Source organism: Microbacterium sp. AC132 (assembly GCF_979258525.1).
On record NZ_OZ409862.1, the window covers coordinates 1242547 to 1262992 of the forward strand.

Consider the following 20446-nt stretch of genomic DNA (forward strand, 5'->3'; position numbering starts at 1 on the left):
ACAGGCATGACACCCCTCCGATTCCATACCCCCGTGGGTATATAGCTGAGAGTAGCGCACATCATGAACCGCAGGGTGGCAACTTCTGTCGAGAATCTGCAGCAGGGATCACCGCACGGTCGACACGGCAGGGATCAGCGATGAACCGCCGCCTGACTTGGACCTGCGTAGCAGTCGCCGCCGTGCTGGTGTTGACGGGATGCACGAGCGAGCCGCTGGGAGCGTCCGCCGGGGAGGTCACGGCCGCGAGTGACACCGTCGTGTTCGATCGGTCCCCCACCCGGTTCGGCGATGGTCTTGTGGCCGTCCGCTATCCGAGCCCACAGTCAGCGGAACTCACCTTCGTCGTGACAGACGGAGAACAGCAGTGGGAAGCACGCACGAACCCTGCCTGCACGGGGTTCGCTGTCACGCGAGTCGATGGGGAAGACCTGCTCGTCATCCTCGATTCCGACGCAGCCTTGCACGACGGTGTCATCGCCACAGAGACCACGGCGACGGCGTTTCGCGACGACGGGGCCGTGGCGTGGGGGCCGGTGAGCGTGAACGGTGGGATGTCCGACCTCGGCCTGATCACAGTCGAGATGCTGGGTGGCGCTCTGACCGATGAGCCGGCATCGGGGACGGCACTCTCACCGCGCACAGGCGAGGCGATTGATCTGCCCGACACCGAACGACCGGCGTACGCGCGCGGAGGACTCCTGGCCTCGAACACGCCGACGGGAGTGGCCGTGCGGGATGCGGCAGCTGACGGAGCTCCTCTGCTGTGGAAGTCCGAGCCCGAAGCACCGCCCGGGACAAGTGGTCCGGCGCGCGTCGCGGCAGACTCGACGATCCCTGCGGGCGACGTGCTCGTCCTCGAGTGGCCGACGGCCGACGGCGTCCAGTTCACGGTCCACCGCTTCGACGACGGCACACTCCTTGCGACTCTCCCTGGCACACCTGCTGCGAGAACCCTCTCCACGCCAGCTGAGGACACGGTCTTCTTCACCACAGACACACCAACCAGGCGGACTGTGATCGCAGTCTCTCCGTCTCTGGGAGAGCTCTGGCAGCAGGAGGTTCCGTCAGCCAGTCAGCCCGTGTCGGCCACCACGGACAGCGTCTGGTTCACCGCCTCGAGCGGATACATCAGACGGGATGTCGATGCCGCAGCATTCGTCGATGACCCCGGCCCCGCGCCCGCACTCGCGCTGCGCTCGGGTGCCGTTCTCATGGCGACGACGCAGGCGACCGAGTTCGCGCTTGCACCGCCACCTTGACAGGCATACCCCTGGGGGTATGCTGGGGTGAGGTTTTCGAAGGGAATGTCATGCTGTTGGAACGCTTCTATGATGAGGATCTCGCTCAGGCCAGCTATCTGATCGGCTGCCAGGCCACGGGGGACGCCGTCGTGGTCGATCCGCGACGGGATATCGGGATCTATCTCGATGCGGTGAAGAAGCACGGGCTGCGCATCACAGCCGTGACGGAGACCCACATTCACGCGGACTACCTCTCCGGGACGCGCGAACTGGCGCACGCAACCGGCGCTGATATCTTCGTCTCCGGCGAGGGTGGGGCCGACTGGGAGTATGGCTTCCCCGCGAACCGCCTGCACGACGAAGACATCATCACGGTGGGGAACATCCGGGTGCAGGCACGGCATACGCCCGGGCACACCCCTGAACACCTTGTCTTCCTGGTCACCGACGGTGCGTTCGCTGACGAACCGGGATATGTGCTGTCCGGTGACTTCGTCTTCGTCGGTGATCTCGGGCGACCCGATCTCCTGGACGAAGCCGCCGGCGGGGTGGACACCCGATTCCAGGGTGCGCTGGATCTGTTCGACAGCCTGCGCACGGTCTTCCTCGCACTTCCTGATCACGTGCAGGTTCATCCTGCGCACGGTGCGGGAAGTGCGTGCGGGAAGGCGCTCGGCGCCATTGCGTCGACGACCGTGGGCTACGAACGGCTTCACGCCTGGTGGGGGCCGTATCTTGCCGCCGGCGACAGGGACGGATTCGTCGCAGAGCTTCTGGATGGGCAGCCTGATGCGCATGCATACTTCGCGCGGATGAAGCGGGAGAATCGGGATGGCCCCTCGGTCCTCGGACCGCTCTCCGACCTGGTCGAACTCGACGCGAACCGCGCGGCGGGTGCCGTCGATGCCGATGACGTCGTATTCGTCGACACCCGCACCCCTGACGCCGTGAGGGCGGGCTCCGTGCCGGGCGCATTGGCGATCCCGGCCGTGGGTAAGACGGCGGCATGGGGCGCGTGGGCGGTGGATCCCGAACGCGAAAAGCGCCCACTGCTGCTCTTCGTCCACGACGGGCCGCAGGCCATCGAAGTTCGCGATCACCTCATCCGGGTCGGGATCGACTCGTACGCGGGGTTCGTCACCTCGCTCGGCGACCTTCCCACGGTGCCCTCGGACACGATCGCTCCAGAGTCGGTGGCAAACCTCGAGGACGCGTTTGTTCTCGATGTCCGACAGGCGAGCGAGTATGCCGACGGGCATGTCCCCGGTGCGACCCGGATCGGGGCCGGGCGGGTGCTGTGGGACAGTGATGAGCTTCCCGCGGATCGGACGATCGTCACCTATTGTCAGAGCGGTGCCCGCAACATCGTCGCCAGCCAGGCGCTGCGTCGAGCGGGGATCCCGGTCGTCGAGCTCGAAGGCAGCTACCTCGGGTGGGTGCGCGCCGGCCAGCCGGTGGAGACACCCGTAGCCTCCTGATCCTCCATCAGTCGTGAAAGAAGCGTGAACATGAACGAGATCTCTGTAGACGAGCTTGCCGCCATCCCTTCCGCAGTCGTCATCGATGTGCGCGAACCGGATGAGTACGGGGACGGCCACGTGCCGGGTGCCCGCAACATCCCTCTCGGCGAGGTGAGAGATCACAGTGCCGAGATAGACACGACGGGTGCCGTCTATGTGATCTGCCAATCCGGGCGTCGAAGCGCCAGAGCGTGTGAGGCGCTGGCGTCCGCCGGCATCCGGGCAGTGAACGTCGCTGGGGGCACGTCGGCCTGGATCGAGTCGGGCCGGTCGGTGCAATCGTGAGCGAGCAGCACATGCTTCTGATCCACGCCTTCGGCTCTGACCCCGGGGTGATCACCGGCGCACTGCGAGTTGCTCGCAATGCGAGCCACGGACTTCCGGAAGCACGCATCCGCGTGGTGGTGCAGGGGCCGGCCGTTGCGGGACTTGTCAGCGGCGCAGGTTTCGACGAGGACCTCGCCGACACTCTCCGAGGCATGATCGACGTCGCGGCATGCGGCAACAGCATGGAACGTGAACGTATCGAGCAGGACCAGCTGACGGAGGGCGTCACCGTCGTGCCATCGGCCGTCATCCACCTTGCGGAGCAGCAATGGGCGGGCGCCGCCTACGTGCGCGTCTGAGGTGATCTTCCTCGTCATCGCCCTCGGCGTCGTCGTGGGCGCCGTCATGGGACTGGTCGGCGCCGGCGGCGGAATCATCTCCGTGCCCGCGCTCGTCGGCCTGGTCGGAGTCCCGGTCGCCGACGCCATGACCGCATCTCTCGTCATGGCGATCGCCTCCGCATCCACCGCAGTAGTGCCGCGCCTTCGCGGCGGCGTTGATTGGCCGGTCGCGGCGGCCGTGAGCGCGGCGGGCATTCCGGCAGCACTCGTGGGTACCGCCGTGAACGCCCTGCTCCCGCAATCGCTGCTCTTGATCGGATTCGGCGCGCTCATGCTCGTCGCGGGCGTGCGGATGCTCCGACCGATCCCCGACAATGCATCCCAGGGAGAACGACAGCCGCGCTGGCTCATCCACGCGATCCTGATCGGTTTGGGCGTGGGCATGCTCACGGGTCTGTTGGGCGTCGGCGGGGGGTTCGTCATCGTTCCCGCGCTGGCCCTCCTCTTGCACCTCCCGATGAAGCTCGCGATCGGTACCTCGCTCGTCGTGACGGTCGCGAACTCGCTGGCCGGTGCCGCCGCACACGCAAGCATCGGCGGCATCGACGTTCCCCTCACCGTGGCCTTCACCATCCCCGCGATGATCGCATCGCTCTTGGGTGCACGTCTGGCGGCCAAGCTCCCGGGCAAGGGACTGCAGATCGGCTTCGCCGTGCTCGTGCTCGTCATCGCGGTCGTCACCCTCGTCACGACCATCATCCCTCTGACCTGAATGCCGTCAGTCCGTCAGCACTGAATGCTTCGAGCCCCGCGGCGGGGGCGTATAGGTGCACGTGTCCCCGGCGCACAGCTCCGGCTTGCGGCGCGAAAAGCGTCGCGCCAGAGCGCACCCCGCGCAGAACCCGAACGCCGTCTCCAGATACAGGAGAAGCAGGCATCCGCCACAGATCGCCTGAGCGACCACCGCGGGAAGCCCAAGCCAGCCGAGACTGACGCATCCCACCAATGCCATACCCAATCCGAGGCTCCACGCCAGCACCTTCGAGCGAGCCTCAACCCATTCCGGACGTTGCGCACGGGTGAGCAGAGTGCCCAGCAGCAGAGTCGGGGTGTATGCCGTTCCGACGACGAGCCGGATCAGCATCTCCACCGCGAAGACCATGCCGAAGGCGCGCATCGGCTGCAAGTCCCCGGTCGCCAACGCCCACATCCACGCAGCAAAGCCGCCAAGGAACAGGATGCCGGCCGATGCTCGGACGGCACGCTCGTTCACAACCGGCACATCCACTCCGGTCACCCACTGTCCGATCGTCGGGCGTTCAGGCATCTCAGAGGAGGAGGGCATGAAGACATAATACCCTGGGGGGTATAGTACGATTGTCGATGATCCCGAAAGAAGGAGACAGAGATGTGCGCGAGAGTGACGTGCGACGTGTGCGGCAAGGCCACATGGGAGGGCTGCGGGCAGCACGTGGAAGAAGCGCTCCACGGGGTTCCCGTGGAACAGCGCTGCCCCGGTCACCTCGACACGGCAGCGTGACCGAATGAGCACCACAACGGTGACCGGCACTGCACTGCGCGAAGTGATCGAGGGCACCGATATCGTGATTCTCGACTTCTGGGCCGCCTGGTGCGGCCCGTGCCGCGCCTTCGCGCCCGTGTTCGAATCCGCATCGAGCGCGCACCCGGACATCACGTTCGGCAAGGTGGATACCGAAGCCGAACAGGAGCTCGCAGCCGCGTTCAACATCCGCTCGATTCCTACCCTGATGGTGTTCCGCAGCGGGATCATCGTTTTCTCGCAACCAGGGGCGCTCAACGAGGCTCAACTCGACCAGGTCATCACTGCCGTCCGCGGGCTGGATATGGATGATGTGCGTCGGCAGCTGGACGAGTCCTCCGCGGGCGGATCGGAATGACAGTCCTCACCGACCCGCTTCCGGCCGGCAGAGCGGACTCTGGCGCTCAGCGGCGCGTGGTGCACCGCTTGCGACGCGCGCGGGGGCAACTGGACGCGGTGATCGCCGCGGTCGAAGCCGACGCGGGGTGTCGGGATGTCGTCATCCAGCTGGCAGCGGTGACGAGCGCGTTGAACCGTGCGGGCTTCGTGATCGTCGCCGACGCTTTGAAAGAGTGCCTCTCCGTGGATGACGCGGACAAGGAACCGACCGATATGACCACGGAAGAGATCGAAAAGCTCTTCCTGATGCTCTCGTAGCAACGATTGAAGGAGACCCCATGTGCTACCAAGTGACCTGCAAGAAGTGCGGCAAGGCGACGTGGAAGGGGTGCGGCCAGCACGTCGATCAGGTGATGCGCGGCATCCCTCGGTCGCAGCGCTGCGACGGACACGCCAACGAACCGTCGACGGGGTTCTTCGCCCGACTGTTCAACCGGTAGGCGCGGTCGTTCACGCGAGGGTGAGGAACAGCTTCTCCAACTCGTCCGGTGTCAGCGACTCGCTCTCCGGGTCGGCCACGCAATTGCGCATCGCGGATGCGACGATCGCATACCCGGCACGATCCAGCGCCTTCGATACTGCGGCGAGCTGAATGACGATGTCGCGGCATTCACCACCAGACTCCACGGCGGTGATCACCGCAGCGAGCTGTCCCTGAGCACGACGCAGACGGTTGACGATTTTCCGCTGCTGCGCAGCTCGAGCGGCTCCGGCCTCCTCGGGCATGACGGTGTCCTCGGAAACGCTGGCTTCCATGGTCTCGATCATTCGGGCACCCCTTGCTTCTCACGTCCCTGATGGACGACGCCCTTTCAGTATCCCACGAGTCCGCATACCCAGGTGGGTATGCGGACTCTCGGGGACTATAGTTGCGCGGTGTGCGCATGAGTATCCCCAGCCCTGATCCGAACTGGGCCCAGTTCGCCATCGGCCCCCTCACCATCCACACCTATGCCCTGTGCATCATCACGGGAATGATCGTGGCGGTGATCCTCACCCAGCGTCGACTCGCCCGTCGAGGCGCGGAGCCGGGCGTGGTCATCGATATCGCCTTGTGGGCGGTGCCGCTGGGGATCATCGGCGCCCGGTTCTACCATGTCTTCACCCACGTCGGCGACTACTTCTATCCCGGTGCGAATCTCGCAGACATCTTCGCGATCTGGGATGGTGGCAACGCCCTCTACGGGTCCTTGATCGGCGGCGCGCTCGGCGCGTGGATCGGCTGCCGACGAGCCGGAATCCGCCTCTGGTCGTTCGCCGACGCACTGGCACCCGGCCTGCTCATCGCTCAAGCGATCGGCCGTATCGGCAACTACTTCAACCACGAACTCTTCGGCCTCCCGACTGTCCTGCCCTGGGGACTCGAGATCGAATCCACGAACGCGAAATTCCCCGAAGGTCTCGCCGACGGGACTCTCTTCCATCCGCTGTTCCTCTACGAGATTCTCTGGAACCTCGCCGGTGTCGCGATCATCCTGCTCCTCGAGCGCAGAATCGCCCTCCGATGGGGTCGCACGTTCGCGCTCTATCTCATCTGGTACGGCCTCGGCCGCAGCTGGTTGGAAGCCATCCGCATCGACCCGACCAGCGACGGCTTCTGGGGCATTCCCGCCAACGTCTGGGCGTCGTTCGTCGCCGTCGCACTCGGCGTGGCGCTGTTCGTGATCCAGTCGATCCGTCATCGCGAGCTCGAGACGAGCATCTACCGACTTGCGCGAGAAACCGATTCCGGCGAATCGACTCCGTCACCTCGCCGGTCAGTCAGCAACGCGAGTGTGGAGGAACGCGAAGCCAGCTGACCAGCGGTTCTGGGCCGCTCCGAGGGATTAGCAACAGCTCGGCGGCACCGTGAGCGTGGCCTACTGGCGCTGTTGTTCGCCAGGTGCCGTGGTGGCGAACTCCGCCGCCTCAGGGTGGTTCAGGTCGAAGGCGGGCCGCTCGCTGCGGATGCGCGGGATCGACGTGAAGTTGTGACGCGGCGGCGGGCACGACGTCGCCCACTCCAGCGATGAACCGTAACCCCACGGGTCGTTCACCGTGACCTTCGGCGCCCGGCGGGCCGTGATCCATACATTCAGGAAGAACGGGATCATCGACGCACCGAGGATCATCGCGCCAATGGTGGAGACCTGGTTTTGCCAGGTCCAGCCGTCTGCGGCGGAGTAGTCCGCGTAGCGTCGCACCATGCCGTCGACGCCCAGCCAGTGCTGGATGAGGAAGGTCATGTGGAAGCCGATGAACAGCATCCAGAAGTGCACGTATCCGAGACGCTCGTTGAGCATGCGTCCCGTCCACTTCGGCCACCAGAAGTAGAAGCCCGCGAACATCGCGAACACCACGGTGCCGAACACCACGTAGTGGAAGTGCGCGACCACGAAGTAGGTGTCAGAGACGTGGAAATCGAGCGGCGGGGCCGCCAGAATGACACCCGTCAGACCACCGAAGACGAAAGAGACCAAGAATCCGAGGGCGAACACCATCGGAGTCTCGAAGGTCACGGACCCTCGCCACATCGTTCCGATCCAGTTGAAGATCTTCACACCCGTCGGCACCGCGATGAGCATCGACATGAGTGCGAAGAAGGGCAGCAGCACGGATCCGGTGACGTACATGTGGTGCGCCCACACCGCCACGGACAGGGCCGCGATCGCGATCGTCGCATAGACCAAGGTCTTGTACCCGAAGATCGGCTTACGGCTGAACACCGGGAAGATCTCGGACACGACGCCGAAGAACGGCAACGCGATGATGTACACCTCGGGGTGACCGAAGAACCAGAACAGGTGCTGCCACAGCAGGACCCCACCGTTCGCCGGGTCGAAGATGTGCGCACCGAGGACTCGATCGGCCGCTGCGGCGGAGAGAGCGGCCGCGATCACCGGGAACGTTGGACTTCGACACAGCTGGGCGTGGATCGCTGCGCCGGAACCATCACTTTCGGCATGCCCTTCGTTGCGCGCGTGAGGCCTCGAACCAGGTCGATCCGTCGCTCTAGAGCTGTCCGAGCAGTTGCACGAACTCGTCGGCCATGGCGAGCTGCTCCGTGAGCTTCTGACGACGCTGGTCGGCGCCGTCGCGGATGTCGTCGATCCGGGCGCGCAGCGCGACATCGCTCGGGTCGACGGTGAGGGCGTCGACGACGTCGAGGAGTTCACGCATCTCGTCGAGGGTGTATCCCAGCGGCTTCATCCTGCGGATGATGAGGATGCGTTCGACGTCCTTCTCGGTGTAGAGCCGGAACCCACCCTCCGTGCGTGCGGACGGTTGCACGAGCCCCACGTCGTCCCAGTGTCGAAGCGAGCGGAACGAGAGCGCTGTGCGCTCGGCCACCTCGCCTATCCGCATCGTCTTGACGTTCGGGTGTTCGTCTTCCATTGCATTCCCCAAAACACTCACGTAACGTTAGAGTCTAGATGCGGCGCGGTTCTCGCGCCTGCTCCCCTCATCTTCCCGCGTCGGCCTGACCGGCGCCTGCGCACTGCTGCGCTCCTCATCGTTTCCCGCGCTCTCACGAGAGAGCCCAACACTCCGGAGGGCACATGACTGCCGTCACCCCCGCCCGCGACTCCGCGGCGCGTTACCGCATCGAACCCGCCGTCATGCAGGCGCTGCGCAGCCCGCGCCTGCTCACCCGGGAAGTCCTCGCCGGCCTCGTCGTCGCACTCGCTTTGATTCCCGAGGCGATCGCGTTCTCGATCATCGCGGGCGTCGACCCCCGCGTCGGCCTGTTCTCATCCTTCATCATGGCCGTCGCGATCGCCTTCCTCGGCGGACGCCCTGCCATGATCACCGCCGCCACCGGAGCGATCGCGCTCGTCATCGCGCCGGTGGCCCGCGAGTACGGCATGGACTACTTCATCGCCACGGTGCTCCTCGGCGGTCTCATCCAGATCGTCCTCGCGTTGCTCGGCGTCGCGAAGCTCATGCGGTTCATCCCGCGCTCGGTGATGGTCGGATTCGTGAACGCTCTGGCGATCCTGATCTTCACCTCGCAGTTCCCGCAGTTGATCGGGGTTCCTTGGCTGGTCTACCCGCTCGTCGCGGTGGGTCTGCTGGTGATGTATCTCATGCCGCGGATCACGAAGGTCATCCCGGCGCCACTCGTCGCCATCGTGCTGCTCACCGCGGCAGTCGTGGTCTTCGCCTGGAATGTCCCGAACGTCGGCGATCAGGGAGAACTCCCCGAGAGCCTCCCGGAGCTGTTCATTCCGAATGTGCCGCTCACCCTTGAGACGCTGCAGATCATCGCCCCCTACGCTCTCGCGATGGCCGTGGTCGGCCTGCTCGAGTCGCTGATGACCGCGAAACTCGTCGACGACATCACCGACACCCACTCCCGCAAGACCCGCGAGGCGCTCGGACAGGGCGCAGCGAACGTTCTCTCCGGCGCGTTCGGCGGCATGGGCGGCTGCGCGATGATCGGCCAGACCATGATCAACGTCAAGGCCTCCGGCGCACGCACGCGCATCTCGACGTTCCTCGCCGGTGTCTTCCTGCTCGTTCTCGTGCTCGCCCTCGGCGACGTGGTGGCGATCATCCCCATGGCCGCACTCGTCGCCGTCATGATCCTCGTCTCGATCGCGACTTTCGACTGGCACAGCATCCGTTGGAACACCCTCAAGCGCATGCCGAAGAGTGAGACGGCGGTCATGCTCATCACCGTCATCGCCACCGTCTGGACCCACAACCTCGCAGTCGGGGTCATCCTCGGGGTCATCGCCGCGATGGTCATGTTCGCTCGACGGGTCGCCCACTTCGTGAGCGTCACCCGCACCGTCAACGCTTACACCTCGACAGCGCACTACGCCGTCGACGGAGAACTTTTTCGCCTCCAGCAATGACCTCACCACGCAGTTCGAATACGCCGACGACCCCGACACGGTGGTAATCGACATGAGCCACTCCCACGTCTGGGACGCGTCCACGGTCGCTGCCCTCGACGCAATCGTCACCAAGTACGAAAACCACGGCAAGACCGTCACCATCCAAGGCCTGAACGACACCGCGGCAGCTTTCCATGGCCGCCTCACCGGCAACCTCGGCAGCGGCCACTGACCCACGATCACGCACGAGCGGGGGCGGCCTTGAGGCCGCCCCTTTTCTTCCGTTATCCACTGAAGTGCCGCCGGGATCGTCTGTCGAAACTAGCTTCCGGTGCACGCTTGCGGCACCACTAGTAGAACCGAATGCGAAACCTCGCCGCAAACGATCGTGTACGGCGGGCGGCACCGAGCCGTGAGGTTGCTCAACATTTTCTTGCGAGAGGCGAGGGGAAGTCTGCAATGTCGGACATATGAGTGATCGTGGTGACTATGAGCTGACCAGGATCGTGAGGAAACGCTATGACCGGTATCGACGAGCCCGAAGGGCATTCGTCCCCCGATGGCGTTCCTACTCTCAGCGCGTGGGCAACGGATCAGGCCTGGCTGGCCGAGGCAGACCGCGATCGCGCCGAGGAAGGTTTCGACCGGCTCGCCGGAGACCGCGAACTCGCGACCGCACTCCAGGCCAGCGGATACCGTGGCCGGAACTACGATCTGTTCGCGAATGAGATCGCGAAATACGGGTGGGCTGTCATCCGCGGGTGGATCTACAAAGGGCAGATTCGTGGCGAGGTGAAGCGAAAAGGCTTCGGTGCACTGGAGCCTGAGCCCCGCCCGGGAGCGATGATCGAAGAGGCCGAGAGCCTGGCGGATGAGACGATCGTGCTCGCCCTCACCGCGTTTCGAGACAAGGTGCTCGTTCCGGGTAAGTGGGACCCCGCCAAGGGCGCCTCCCTGCGCACGTTTTTCGTGGGCCAGTGCCTGCTGCAGTTCAGCAACGTCTACAAGCGTTGGCGTCGAGAAGAGTTGAGTTCCTATGCGGAGCCGCAGGCTCCGCCGCCCGCCGCGACCTGGGCTGATGATTTCGAGGAGGGCCCGTCGACGCCGGCCGCTCCCGACGCGAGCGAGGCGGCGCACATCAAGGACGAGCTGCGTCGTGCATTCGGGAGCATCAAGGACGAGCGTGTCCGCTCAGCCTTTTATCTGAACGTGACGCATGGCTTCACGCACGCCGAGATCGGCGAGAAGCTTGGCATGACCGCGAAAGCGGTGGAGTCGGCGATCGCGCGCGCACGTCAGCAAGTACGACAGAACCGGGAGTCCGCATGAGCAGTGAATTTCGAGGCAAGATCGAGCGCTCGTCGTTCGGGACCCAGAACGCGAAGGCGGCACGCCGAACCGTTTCCGCCAACAAAGCGCAGTCGCTCGTCTCGCGATCGATGACGGGCAAGACTCAATCGAAGCAGTTGAGAGGCCGCGAGGGGAAGTGACCAGCGGCGGACATATACCGAGATGTCGGGATCACAACGGAAAAGAGCCGCCCCGCGGTAACGGGACGGCTCACAAGCCCTGAGAAGGTCAGGTCTCATCCAGAGCACTGACTGTACCGGAGTTGGCAGCCGCAGACTAGCGGCGCTCCATCTCATGGCACCCCGGCACCAATCAGTGAAGGAGTTCCGATGGGAACCGTTCGTCGCTCTGCATCCACCGGTCGTTTCGTCTCCAAGGCCGCTGCGGCCCGCTGGCCCGGAAAGACCACCACCGAACGTGTCGGTTCCGGCACGAGCAACTCGACCACGGTGCACCGCTCCGCGTCGTCGGGCCGGTTCGTCACCGAATCGACCGCCAACCGCAACCTGGGCGGCACGATCAGCCAGCGCGTCTAATCGAACCTGAGGGCCTGCACGTGCACACGTGCAGGCCCTCGTTGTGTGAGGCGAGGGCCTGCAGAACCCCGTCGATGGCGGTCAGTAGTTCACCTTGTCGATGACGAGGTTCCCGTCGAGCATCTCGTGCGGGACGGGTCCGACACTGGGGAGCGGGATGGTCAGTCTCGCGAGGTCGGCGTCCGCAACGGTCTCCGCGGCCGCCAGGGCGTGAGCGCCCGGGACGGCAACGCCGACCGGCATCTCAATGTCTGCCGCAGCGCCGGAGCCGGCAATGTTCACCCGGAACCCGGCGGCGAGTACTGTTCACCCAAGGCTAGTGGGGGAGCTTTCCCATCGTTTGTTCAAGTCTGGCCTTGCGTTGCCTAGACCGTGCGACGGAAGCCGGTGGAGTCCCGAGTGACGCCGGGCGACCAACGATGCGGTTTTCGCTTCACGTCGGGCCACTCGTGATCAGATCGAACGATATCCGGTCCGCGCCGGTGTGTCGGAAGCCCGTCGAAGCCGACCGGGCTGATCCTGGGCGCAGGCGACGAAGATGTGCCTACCGGCACTCCGCCTCCCTCCGGGAGTGATGATGAAGCCAGCTGAGATCGCACGGATGATCGCTCGTCGACGGTTCTCGAAAGAGTCGGAGCTGCACTGGGTGCCGCGTGATCATCGTTCGGAGACTGGCTATGCGAACAACACCTCGTTCGCACCGGTCGACCGAAGTCTCGGCCGTTTGGATTGGTCGATCATCGACCCCATGAAGGTTCGAGTATCGAAGGGCGCCAGCCACTTCTTCACGGGATCTGAGTACTTCTGGACCCGCACCCGCAGTCACGTCTGGTGCGAGTCTCAGTTCGAGCGCGACGAGCTGATGTGGCTCGATTTTGGCGGACAGGTCGAAAGGGTGTGGTCGCAGCCGTTTGGCGTGGTGTTCGGCGTCCGCTCGCCGATGGCCGGTCATTGGCATGTGCCGGATTTCCTGTTGCAGATGTCGGACGGCTCTTATGCCGTTCGGGACGTGAGGCCAGAGGAACTCATCGACGAGTATGCGCAACTGCAGTTCGATGAGACGGCGCGAGTTTCGGCAACGCTCGGCTGGCACTATCAGGTGCTTTCCGGCCACAGCCTTCATGCGACCCGCGTGGTCGAATGGTTGTCGGCGTCGCGTCATGACCGCTGCAGGCCGCCTGCTGCCTTCGAAGACAGGATCCTCGAGGCGGCAACTCTCGGCAAGACTCGCCGGGAGTTATGCGAGCTGGCATCACCAGATTGCCCACCTCTTGCTTGCGCTTGGATTGACAACCTCGCCTGGCGCAGGCTGCTCGAGCTCGATCTTTCGGCGGTCTTCAACAGCAACACGCTACTGACTAGCGCCCATCGGGAGAGAACGGACGCGATCGGTGTCTGACGAGAAGAAGCTGAAGCTCGGAGACACTTTCGACATTGACGGAGAGAGCTGGGTCTGGGTCCACATCATCCCTGGCCTAGAGGTGAAGCTCCGATCTGAGACCGCACCCCACCGACACCTGATCATGTCCGTAGACGAGTTCCTGCTCCAGGCCGGAACAGCCCAACGGGATCGCATCGTATCTCTTCGGCCGGACGGGGATGCATGGCCGACCGACGTTTGCGATATGGAAGCTCATCTCCTTGAGGCGTTCACGGGCAAGCCGATGAATCCGTTGGCCTCCGCTCCTCGGGCACAATATGACCCTGCGCTGACAACTCAGAACGCACGCGTTGACGCGAAGCTGCTCGAGCTAAAAGGCACTTCACTTGGGCGAGCGCGCAGCACCTTTCACCTCCTGTGGAAGACGTACCAGCAAGGCGGTGCAGCCGGACTGAATGCCCGCATGCATCGCAAGGGCGAGCAGCGACTCGCCATCAGCCGGGCAGATCCACGGCTGGTGACAATCATCGATCGATTCCTCGATCGTCAGACGGACAAGTCGACGAGCAGCAAACGCCGGTGCGCTGTCTTGGTGAGGCGAGCGCTCGAGACCACCTACCCCGGCGATCCTTTATGTGAGATCAAGGCTCGCACCCTCCAGGGCTACATCAACGAGCGGGCTGCCGGCCGTTACAGCTTCGACAAAGCGACCACCCGGCGAAACACCGACAACAGCCCCAAGCGTCAGTACTACTCCGGGGCTGCCTATCAACTTGGGGAGCGATGCGAGATCGATTCAACGAAACTCGACGTTCTCGTCTGGGATGAGAACAGTGAGTTCCGGCCGACACTCACCGTGCTTCTCGATGTCGCAAGCCGGGTACCGATCGCTTGGGCGATTCACGCGGACAGCCCCGGTGGATTCGACCATGCGCTCCTGCTCGCCCGGGCTGTCATCGGGCGCAAAGCCGTACCTGGTTCAGGAGCAGCCACCCTCGCAGGGTCAGCCACGTTGCCGTCCGACCTGATGAAGCAGGTGAACCCCTTCCTCACCGACGATTCTCTGGCTGTCCCTTGGATCTTCCCGCGATCGATCACTATCGATGGTGGAGCAGATTTTCGGTCCCGCACGTTCAGAGATGCCTGCAGTGCGTACGGAATCCACAGGGAACTTGCCCCCTCGAGAACACCGACGGTAAAACCACACGTTGAACGCAACTTCGGCACGCTCTCGACAGACTTCGCCGCATGGCTGGCTGGATTCGTGGGGAATTCCGTCGCCCATCGGGCCGCCAAAGACGACCCCACGCTCACCCTGGATTCGCTTCGCCTCATTTTCGACAGCTGGATAACGAATATCTACCTGAACAGGCCTCACCGTGGCTTGAAGTCGGTGAGGCATCCAGGGCGCATCTTCACCCCGAATCAGATGTACGCCGAACTGTTCGTTGTAGGACCCGGCGTTCCGGTGCCTTTCGGAGTTGAGGAGTACCTCGCGCTCTTGCCCACCGAACGACGCATGATCGGCCGTGCAGGGATCGAACTCCACAATCGCCGCTACGACTCACCCCATCTGGAAGATCTGCGCAATCGCTCCCTCACGGGCGCTGAACCGGGATCCGCGAAAGCCAGGAAATTCCCAGTGAGCTTCGACCCCTACAACGCCAATGCCGTCTGGGTGCGTCACCCAGAAACCGGTGTGTGGATCGAGTGCTGGGACATCGCTCTGCGGGAAAAGACAGCACCGATGGTCGCCGAGATAGACATGAAACTTCTTGCCCGATACCCCGACGCCGCGATCGACGATCCCGACCGCCGTCGCGAGTGGATTGATCGTGTCGAAAGTCGGGAACGAGGAGACAAACGGAAACGCACGCAGCACAAGCGAGAGCAACAGCGCCTCAAGGTCGAAGCTCAACGCGAGTCAGGCCCCTCGACAACGACACCGATCCCATTACGGCAATGGGCCAAACCCGTCGACATCAGCACCATCGATTGGACGTCCCCCGACATACATCTCGCGCAAGCAGAGGAGCTTGATTCATGAAGATCACCCCACTCGTCCTCCACCATGACCGCAAGACCAGCCTTGCAGGGCTTCGAGAAGCATTCGACGCCGAGCCCGCATCGCCGCCGAAGATCACCTTCCGGCAGTACGCAGATCTGGACAGTGAAGCCCGAGAGCTATACGACCAAGCTCGCGAAGATTTTCTCCGGCTGACGTTGAGGGTGAAGACACGCGAGCAAGCGGTCTGCGCTCGCATTCTGGAGGACCTCATCCGAATCAACCCTCGGCTGAAGAACTCGCGGCGCGGGCTGATGATATCCGCGCCGATGTTCTACGGCAAGACAGAGCTCGCTCTCCTGTTGGCTCGATCCGTGGAACGCAGACACGCAGCCCAACACCCCGACTACCTCAGAGACGGAGACGCACCGGTCGTCTGGGTGGAGATGACCGAACACTCGACCGGGAAAGCTCTCCTTGCCCAGATCGTGGAGTTTCTCGCCCCCACGATCGTTCTCCCCAAACAGATTGCCACCGACCGGCTGCGGAAGCTTGCCGTCGAAGCCCTCCATCGACATAACACGAAGCTGCTGGTGATCGACGAAGCGCACAAGCTTGGCGGGACTGAACCCTCCAGTGTCATCAAGGCTCTCCAGAATGAGTCCTGTGCGACCGTCGTCCTGGTTGGAATCAATCTCGACCAAGCATTCAAGACGGGCGACGGCCTGCAAGTCAGCGCACGCTGCGACTTCGTCACACTCGACAAGATCGACCCCGCCGTCCAGAAGGACTTCGAACAATGGATCAAATGGGTCGCCACCTTCGACAGCTTCCTACCACTATGCGGGCACGTCCACGGCCTTCTCACCCGTAACGCCGGCACGCTAGTCCACGCCGCCGACGGGAAACTCGCCGTTCTCGCGATGATCGTGGACCGCCTAGTCGCGTCCATCTTGCGCGACGAATCGCGCACCTCGGAGACCGTAACCCGCGAGCGACTCTTCGGGGTTCTCGACACTCTCCGGCGCACCACGCTCAACACACACAACGTCACCCTTGACGACTTGGTGGACGCCGCATGATCAGCACGCAGGCGTGGGCGAAACGACCCAAGTGGCATCATCTTGAGACGCCACGCTCCTACGCGCAGCGGCAATGCCACGCCGCAGGAGTGCCGTTCGATTTCGCCGAGAGGGCATTGACCAGCCGAGCGCAACCGAACATCCACCGCGTCTGGATCGACGATGAAGCGGCCGCTCGGACGGTCGAGGCGACGGCAGGGCGCCCGGGCGGTCATTACCTCCGCATGAAACGTCTAGCGCAACCGGACTCCACACGGGCCTACCCGCAGCGCTTCCTGTGCCGCCTATGCAGCGCCGGGGAGACGATCGAGCAGATTCCCCACGATCGGGAAAACTTCTGTCTCCGACACCCGGGGCAGATGGTGTGGGTCGGTCCCGGAACCGAACTCGATACCCAGGTGATCGTTCCCTTCGATCCCACGCTTCGGAAAGCGGAACTCTCCTTCCGTCGACTCGTCGTTACTGGTCGGGTCACCACGCAACTGCACAGTCAAGTGTGGGCCATGGTGCGCGACAACGACACGCTCTCCGCCCAGAACGGAGAGACCAGGCAGAATCCGTCCTTGATGAGCGCGGTACGCGAGATCGATCGCCGCGCACATTTGTACCGCGCGACGGTGCGCGTTCTGCAGATCTTGTCCAATCGTTCGCACTGCGCACGATGGCGCACTCAGACGGCGGCAGATCTACGACTCGACATCAACACAACGTTGGGCCTCGCCAACAGCGACATCCTCGTCGAACGGGTGATTCTCTGGCTCCGACCCCTCCGCCGCCACACCATCCCCACGAAGTTCCGCCCCCTGGAAGCCGCCCTCGACACCGTCGACGTCCCCCGCATCCTCGACGCCACCGCCAACTACCCGCTATGGATCCTCCGACACCCGAAAGCCATCTCCGAATGGGACTGGGATCGCAACCCGCCCACCCGAGACCCCTGGTCCGGAGTCGATGTCTCCCACAAAGCCTGGTGGTTATGCGAAGAGGGGCACTCCTGGGAAGCAAGCCCCCACGTGCGAGGCTTTGCCGAGACGAACTGCTCATACTGCATCGGCATGGACTTCTGGCCTGGACATACCGACCTCGGCACCCTGCGGCCAGACATCGCCGCGGAATGGGACACCACCCTAGGAGCCAACCGCGGGGACCCCCATCACGTCAGCGTCACCTCCGCCCGAAAAATCAACTGGCGGTGTGCGGCTCGGGAGCACACTTGGCCTGCCCAGGTGCGCTCCCGCACCACGTTAGAAAGCGGCTGCCCCTATTGCGCCGGTAGCCGGGCGATACCGGGCGAAACAGACTTAGCCACACTTCACCCAGGCCTTGCAACAGAATGGGACTACCAACGCAACGACAGTTCCATCACTCCGGAGACAGTCACCCCCGGATCAGACCGTGTCGTCTGGTGGCACGGCCCCTGCGACCACAGCTGGGACGCGGCTGTCGGCAACCGCTGCTCAGGACACGGGTGCCCGTACTGCTCCAACCAACGCACCCTCGCCGGCTTCAACGACCTCGCCACCACCCACCCTCAACTCGCCGAACAGTGGGACCACGTGAACTCCAAGACTCCTTGCGAGGTCACCGCGGGTTCGGATTTCCCCGCAGTATGGCGTTGCGCGCTGGGTCACACGTGGGAACTCCCCGTCTGGGGCCGCACGACGGACAAGACGGGCTGCCCCGTGTGCGCGAATCGCGTCGTCTTGGCAGGATTCAATGACCTGGGAACTCTCGACCCTCACTTGGCTTCGGAATGGGACCACAAACCAGGCGCGAACGACCGGACACCGTCCGAAGTGACCGTCAGCAGCCAATACGAAGCCCGATGGAGCTGCGTGAAGGGTCACACCTGGCCAGCGACAGTCGCCAACCGACACGCCGGCTCAGGTTGCCCCTCATGCTCCGGCCGCGTTGCCATCCCGGGTACAACCGACCTCGCAACGCTTCGGCCAGACATCGCCGCTCAATGGGATCCCAGCAACGACTGCTCACCGAATCAGGTCACAGTCTCATCCCACGTGAAGGTGTCATGGATCTGCCATCGCAACCACTCGTGGCCGGCGACCGTCAAGAATCGAACGTGCGGCCACGGCTGCCCCTACTGCGCAGGAAAGCTGCCCATCCCTGGCGAGAACGACCTTGCGACTCTGCGCCCCGACCTCGCCAAGCAATGGGACCCAGCGAACACCCTCTCTCCTACCGAGGTCACCGTCGGGTCGGGTCGAAAAGTCATGTGGATCTGTGCGTGCGGATATTCGTGGCCGTCCAAGATTCAGACCAGAACCCGCAGACCTCACGCCCACTGCCCCGAATGTCGCAAGTAGCAACAGGACCCGATGCGAACCTCGTCTGGGCTTATTGACCTGTGGCGCTGAGTCCTCCTCGAACACAGCGCTAGCTCACAGTCTGACGCTGACGCTGACGCGAGCGAATCGGGATAGATCGAGAGACTCGAGCTCCCGATTCGATCACTGACGAAAGCACCCCGGATCGGCGAGCACGTTCCCCTCGTTAGACGAGCTCACTCACCAGCTGCTCGATTCGCGCCTTGATGTCGTCACGGATGGGGCGCACAGCGTCGATGCCCTGGCCGGCGGGGTCGTCGAGCTTCCAGTCCTCGTAGCGCTTGCCGGGGAAGAACGGGCAAGCGTCGCCGCATCCCATCGTGATGACGACGTCGGAGGCCTGCACGGCCTCGGTCGTCAGGATCTTGGGCTGCTCGGCGGTGATGTCGATCCCGAGTTCATTCATCGCTTCGACGGCGGTCGGGTTGATCTGGTCGGCGGGCATGGAGCCGGCGGAGCGGACTTCGATGCGGTCGCCGGCGATATCGCGGAGAAAGCCTGCGGCCATCTGCGAGCGTCCGGCGTTGTGGACGCAGACGAAGAGAACGGAGGGCTTGGTGGTCGTGTCAGTCATGGTTGCTCCTGGTGCGAGGGGTTGGTCAAGGGAGAAGGTCTTCGACGAGCGCGCGCACGCGGCCGGCGATGTCGTCACGGATGGCTTCGACACCGTCACGCGATGCGAGAGCAGGATCGCCGACTGCCCAGTCGTCGTAACGGACGCCGGGGATGATCGGGCAGACATCTCCGCAGCCCATCGTGATGACGACGTCCGCCGCACGGACGGCATCATCGGTGAGCGGCTTCGGAAAGCGCTCGACGGCAGCGTCACCTTCGATCTCGGCGAGAATCGACCGGACGTGAGGATGGATGACGTCGGCAGGAGCCGATCCTGCCGAGCGAGCCACGACCTTGCCGCCCGCCAGCTTGTTGACGAGCGCGGCGGCGAGCTGCGAACGCCCCGCGTTGGCGACACAGACGAAGAGCACCTGGGGCACAGCAGAGTCGCGGTCCCGTGTGAGGTCGGCGAGTCGCTGACGTGCGAAGCGTTCGGTCAGTGGCACGAGTGCTGAGGTGACTCGCGCGGTGCGGGCGAGGGCGGTGTAGGACTCGCGGACGATGGTGAGCACGACATTGGGGTCGAGCTCGGGGACCTCTGCCGCGAGTTCATCTGCGAGATGGGTCACCCGCGCGTCGAAGTCGGGCCGCGGCTCATCGCGGCCGTCAGAGACACTCCACGGTGCGAGCGTCGCGGGCGCGAAGGATTCCAGCAGTGCCGTAACGGCGCTGCGCCGGTTCGGGTTGATCCGATACCAGACCCAGGTTCCACGCCGCTCCGAGGTGAGGACATCGACGTCCTTGAGCACCTTCAGATGGTGAGAGACCGTCGGCTGGGAAACCTCGGCGAGCTCGGCGAGATCGCAGACGCACGACTCCCCTCGAGGGTCGGATGCGATGGCAGACAGCATCCGAAGACGGAGCGGATCCGACAGCGCCTTCAGAGTAGAGGCGACCGAGGTGGCCGCATCGACGCCAATGGCGTGGCTGGCGACGGGACTGCAGGTGTCACCCTGGGTGGTCAGCACGGCGTTCAT

General features: G+C 64.0%; 21 protein-coding genes and 2 pseudogenes. 16 read left to right on the plus strand and 7 right to left on the minus strand.

The window, feature by feature from the left end:
* The first annotated feature begins 140 nt into the window (after window positions 1-140).
* Genes ACZZZQ_RS05770 through ACZZZQ_RS05790 form a run of 5 tightly spaced genes read left to right on the plus strand, consistent with a single transcriptional unit; the run spans window position 141 to window position 4144 of the window.
* Window positions 141-1262, plus strand: coding sequence for a hypothetical protein (locus ACZZZQ_RS05770; protein ID WP_275093379.1), 1122 nt, complete (start codon window positions 141-143; stop codon window positions 1260-1262).
* Between the two features lie 50 nt (window positions 1263-1312).
* Window positions 1313-2722 (plus strand): MBL fold metallo-hydrolase, encoded by a 1410-nt coding sequence (locus ACZZZQ_RS05775; protein WP_275093378.1) that lies wholly within the window; start codon window positions 1313-1315, stop codon window positions 2720-2722.
* 30 nt (window positions 2723-2752) lie between these two features.
* Window positions 2753-3049, plus strand: a complete 297-nt coding sequence (locus tag ACZZZQ_RS05780) for a rhodanese-like domain-containing protein (protein WP_275093377.1) — start codon at window positions 2753-2755, stop codon at window positions 3047-3049.
* Window positions 3046-3390 carry a DsrE family protein gene (locus tag ACZZZQ_RS05785; RefSeq protein ID WP_275093376.1) on the plus strand — a complete coding sequence of 115 codons (345 nt, stop codon included), beginning with the start codon at window positions 3046-3048 and terminating at the stop codon, window positions 3388-3390. Before ACZZZQ_RS05780 ends, ACZZZQ_RS05785 begins: the two co-directional genes overlap by 4 nt.
* A gap of 1 nt (window position 3391) precedes the next feature.
* Entirely contained in the window at window positions 3392-4144 is a 753-nt protein-coding gene (locus ACZZZQ_RS05790) for a sulfite exporter TauE/SafE family protein (protein ID WP_275093375.1), read from the plus strand.
* Between the two features lie 6 nt (window positions 4145-4150).
* Here ACZZZQ_RS05790 and ACZZZQ_RS05795 read toward each other — a convergent pair whose 3' ends face one another.
* Complete coding sequence (locus ACZZZQ_RS05795; protein WP_275093374.1) at window positions 4151-4717, minus strand: DUF4395 family protein; 567 nt, start codon at window positions 4715-4717, stop codon at window positions 4151-4153.
* A 199-nt stretch (window positions 4718-4916) separates the two neighbouring features.
* Here ACZZZQ_RS05795 and trxA point away from each other — a divergent pair, with 199 nt between their 5' ends.
* The 3 genes from trxA to ACZZZQ_RS05810 are packed head-to-tail and all read left to right on the plus strand — an operon-like array spanning window position 4917 to window position 5772.
* Complete coding sequence (gene trxA, locus ACZZZQ_RS05800) at window positions 4917-5291, plus strand: thioredoxin (protein ID WP_275093373.1); 375 nt, start codon at window positions 4917-4919, stop codon at window positions 5289-5291.
* Window positions 5288-5590 carry a metal-sensitive transcriptional regulator gene (locus tag ACZZZQ_RS05805; RefSeq protein WP_275093372.1) on the plus strand — a complete coding sequence of 101 codons (303 nt, stop codon included), beginning with the start codon at window positions 5288-5290 and terminating at the stop codon, window positions 5588-5590. Before trxA ends, ACZZZQ_RS05805 begins: the two co-directional genes overlap by 4 nt.
* A gap of 20 nt (window positions 5591-5610) precedes the next feature.
* The gene (locus ACZZZQ_RS05810; RefSeq protein ID WP_165875491.1) at window positions 5611-5772 is read left to right on the plus strand and encodes a hypothetical protein; all 162 of its coding nucleotides are present in this window, start codon (window positions 5611-5613) and stop codon (window positions 5770-5772) included.
* A 10-nt stretch (window positions 5773-5782) separates the two neighbouring features.
* Here ACZZZQ_RS05810 and ACZZZQ_RS05815 read toward each other — a convergent pair whose 3' ends face one another.
* Complete coding sequence (locus ACZZZQ_RS05815; RefSeq protein ID WP_373695387.1) at window positions 5783-6088, minus strand: metal-sensitive transcriptional regulator; 306 nt, start codon at window positions 6086-6088, stop codon at window positions 5783-5785.
* Between the two features lie 128 nt (window positions 6089-6216).
* Between ACZZZQ_RS05815 and lgt the strand changes: the two genes are divergently transcribed.
* Window positions 6217-7131, plus strand: a complete 915-nt coding sequence (lgt, locus tag ACZZZQ_RS05820) for a prolipoprotein diacylglyceryl transferase (protein ID WP_275093371.1) — start codon at window positions 6217-6219, stop codon at window positions 7129-7131.
* Between the two features lie 60 nt (window positions 7132-7191).
* Here the strand turns inward: lgt and ACZZZQ_RS05825 are convergent.
* Window positions 7192-8217, minus strand: a pseudogene (locus ACZZZQ_RS05825) (cytochrome c oxidase subunit I); the annotation flags it as partial.
* Window positions 8218-8323: 106 nt separating this feature from the next.
* Window positions 8324-8707: a MerR family transcriptional regulator gene (locus ACZZZQ_RS05830; protein WP_275093370.1), complete on the minus strand. Its 384-nt coding sequence runs from the start codon at window positions 8705-8707 to the stop codon at window positions 8324-8326.
* Between the two features lie 164 nt (window positions 8708-8871).
* Here ACZZZQ_RS05830 and ACZZZQ_RS05835 point away from each other — a divergent pair.
* The 3 genes and pseudogenes from ACZZZQ_RS05835 to ACZZZQ_RS05845 all read left to right on the plus strand — a co-directional run bounded on the left by ACZZZQ_RS05835 (window position 8872) and on the right by ACZZZQ_RS05845 (window position 12041).
* A pseudogene (locus ACZZZQ_RS05835) lies at window positions 8872-10387 on the plus strand (SulP family inorganic anion transporter).
* A 287-nt stretch (window positions 10388-10674) separates the two neighbouring features.
* Complete coding sequence (locus ACZZZQ_RS05840; protein ID WP_463507097.1) at window positions 10675-11484, plus strand: RNA polymerase sigma factor; 810 nt, start codon at window positions 10675-10677, stop codon at window positions 11482-11484.
* Between the two features lie 350 nt (window positions 11485-11834).
* The gene (locus tag ACZZZQ_RS05845; protein WP_275093362.1) at window positions 11835-12041 is read left to right on the plus strand and encodes an ABC transporter ATP-binding protein; all 207 of its coding nucleotides are present in this window, start codon (window positions 11835-11837) and stop codon (window positions 12039-12041) included.
* Between the two features lie 81 nt (window positions 12042-12122).
* Here ACZZZQ_RS05845 and ACZZZQ_RS05850 read toward each other — a convergent pair whose 3' ends face one another.
* Entirely contained in the window at window positions 12123-12284 is a 162-nt protein-coding gene (locus ACZZZQ_RS05850) for a hypothetical protein (protein WP_275093361.1), read from the minus strand.
* A 334-nt stretch (window positions 12285-12618) separates the two neighbouring features.
* On the opposite strand from ACZZZQ_RS05850, the gene ACZZZQ_RS05855 reads away from it, so the two are divergent.
* From ACZZZQ_RS05855 to ACZZZQ_RS05870, 4 genes are read left to right on the plus strand one after another with little or no spacing between them, the layout of a single operon-like run.
* Entirely contained in the window at window positions 12619-13440 is an 822-nt protein-coding gene (locus ACZZZQ_RS05855; RefSeq protein ID WP_292765913.1) for a TnsA-like heteromeric transposase endonuclease subunit, read from the plus strand.
* Window positions 13433-15469, plus strand: a complete 2037-nt coding sequence (locus ACZZZQ_RS05860; protein WP_275093359.1) for a Mu transposase C-terminal domain-containing protein — start codon at window positions 13433-13435, stop codon at window positions 15467-15469. Before ACZZZQ_RS05855 ends, ACZZZQ_RS05860 begins: the two co-directional genes overlap by 8 nt.
* The gene (locus ACZZZQ_RS05865) at window positions 15466-16509 is read left to right on the plus strand and encodes a TniB family NTP-binding protein (RefSeq protein ID WP_275093358.1); all 1044 of its coding nucleotides are present in this window, start codon (window positions 15466-15468) and stop codon (window positions 16507-16509) included. Before ACZZZQ_RS05860 ends, ACZZZQ_RS05865 begins: the two co-directional genes overlap by 4 nt.
* Window positions 16506-18833 carry a zinc-ribbon domain-containing protein gene (locus tag ACZZZQ_RS05870; RefSeq protein ID WP_431785203.1) on the plus strand — a complete coding sequence of 776 codons (2328 nt, stop codon included), beginning with the start codon at window positions 16506-16508 and terminating at the stop codon, window positions 18831-18833. The genes ACZZZQ_RS05865 and ACZZZQ_RS05870 overlap by 4 nt, the downstream gene beginning before the upstream one ends.
* A 187-nt stretch (window positions 18834-19020) precedes the next feature.
* Here the strand turns inward: ACZZZQ_RS05870 and ACZZZQ_RS05875 are convergent, their stop codons facing one another.
* Both ACZZZQ_RS05875 and ACZZZQ_RS05880 read right to left on the minus strand, forming a co-directional pair.
* The gene (locus tag ACZZZQ_RS05875) at window positions 19021-19428 is read right to left on the minus strand and encodes an arsenate reductase ArsC (protein ID WP_029264080.1); all 408 of its coding nucleotides are present in this window, start codon (window positions 19426-19428) and stop codon (window positions 19021-19023) included.
* A 25-nt stretch (window positions 19429-19453) separates the two neighbouring features.
* Window positions 19454-20446 (minus strand): metalloregulator ArsR/SmtB family transcription factor, encoded by a 993-nt coding sequence (locus ACZZZQ_RS05880; RefSeq protein WP_275093356.1) that lies wholly within the window; start codon window positions 20444-20446, stop codon window positions 19454-19456.

Coding starts and splice junctions, on each gene's coding strand:
- ACZZZQ_RS05780 (WP_275093377.1), top strand. CDS start 2,753: ATGAACGAGATCTCTGTAGACGAGCTTGCCGCCATCCCTTCCGCAGTC.
- ACZZZQ_RS05840 (WP_463507097.1), top strand. CDS start 10,675: ATGACCGGTATCGACGAGCCCGAAGGGCATTCGTCCCCCGATGGCGTT.
- ACZZZQ_RS05850 (WP_275093361.1), bottom strand. CDS start 12,284: ATGCCGGTCGGCGTTGCCGTCCCGGGCGCTCACGCCCTGGCGGCCGCG.
- ACZZZQ_RS05830 (WP_275093370.1), bottom strand. CDS start 8,707: ATGGAAGACGAACACCCGAACGTCAAGACGATGCGGATAGGCGAGGTG.
- ACZZZQ_RS05870 (WP_431785203.1), top strand. CDS start 16,506: ATGATCAGCACGCAGGCGTGGGCGAAACGACCCAAGTGGCATCATCTT.
- ACZZZQ_RS05845 (WP_275093362.1), top strand. CDS start 11,835: ATGGGAACCGTTCGTCGCTCTGCATCCACCGGTCGTTTCGTCTCCAAG.
- ACZZZQ_RS05805 (WP_275093372.1), top strand. CDS start 5,288: ATGACAGTCCTCACCGACCCGCTTCCGGCCGGCAGAGCGGACTCTGGC.
- ACZZZQ_RS05775 (WP_275093378.1), top strand. CDS start 1,313: ATGCTGTTGGAACGCTTCTATGATGAGGATCTCGCTCAGGCCAGCTAT.
- ACZZZQ_RS05795 (WP_275093374.1), bottom strand. CDS start 4,717: ATGCCCTCCTCCTCTGAGATGCCTGAACGCCCGACGATCGGACAGTGG.
- ACZZZQ_RS05880 (WP_275093356.1), bottom strand. CDS start 20,446: ATGAACGCCGTGCTGACCACCCAGGGTGACACCTGCAGTCCCGTCGCC.
- ACZZZQ_RS05865 (WP_275093358.1), top strand. CDS start 15,466: ATGAAGATCACCCCACTCGTCCTCCACCATGACCGCAAGACCAGCCTT.
- lgt (WP_275093371.1), top strand. CDS start 6,217: ATGAGTATCCCCAGCCCTGATCCGAACTGGGCCCAGTTCGCCATCGGC.
- ACZZZQ_RS05770 (WP_275093379.1), top strand. CDS start 141: ATGAACCGCCGCCTGACTTGGACCTGCGTAGCAGTCGCCGCCGTGCTG.
- ACZZZQ_RS05855 (WP_292765913.1), top strand. CDS start 12,619: ATGAAGCCAGCTGAGATCGCACGGATGATCGCTCGTCGACGGTTCTCG.
- trxA (WP_275093373.1), top strand. CDS start 4,917: ATGAGCACCACAACGGTGACCGGCACTGCACTGCGCGAAGTGATCGAG.
- ACZZZQ_RS05815 (WP_373695387.1), bottom strand. CDS start 6,088: ATGGAAGCCAGCGTTTCCGAGGACACCGTCATGCCCGAGGAGGCCGGA.
- ACZZZQ_RS05810 (WP_165875491.1), top strand. CDS start 5,611: ATGTGCTACCAAGTGACCTGCAAGAAGTGCGGCAAGGCGACGTGGAAG.
- ACZZZQ_RS05875 (WP_029264080.1), bottom strand. CDS start 19,428: ATGACTGACACGACCACCAAGCCCTCCGTTCTCTTCGTCTGCGTCCAC.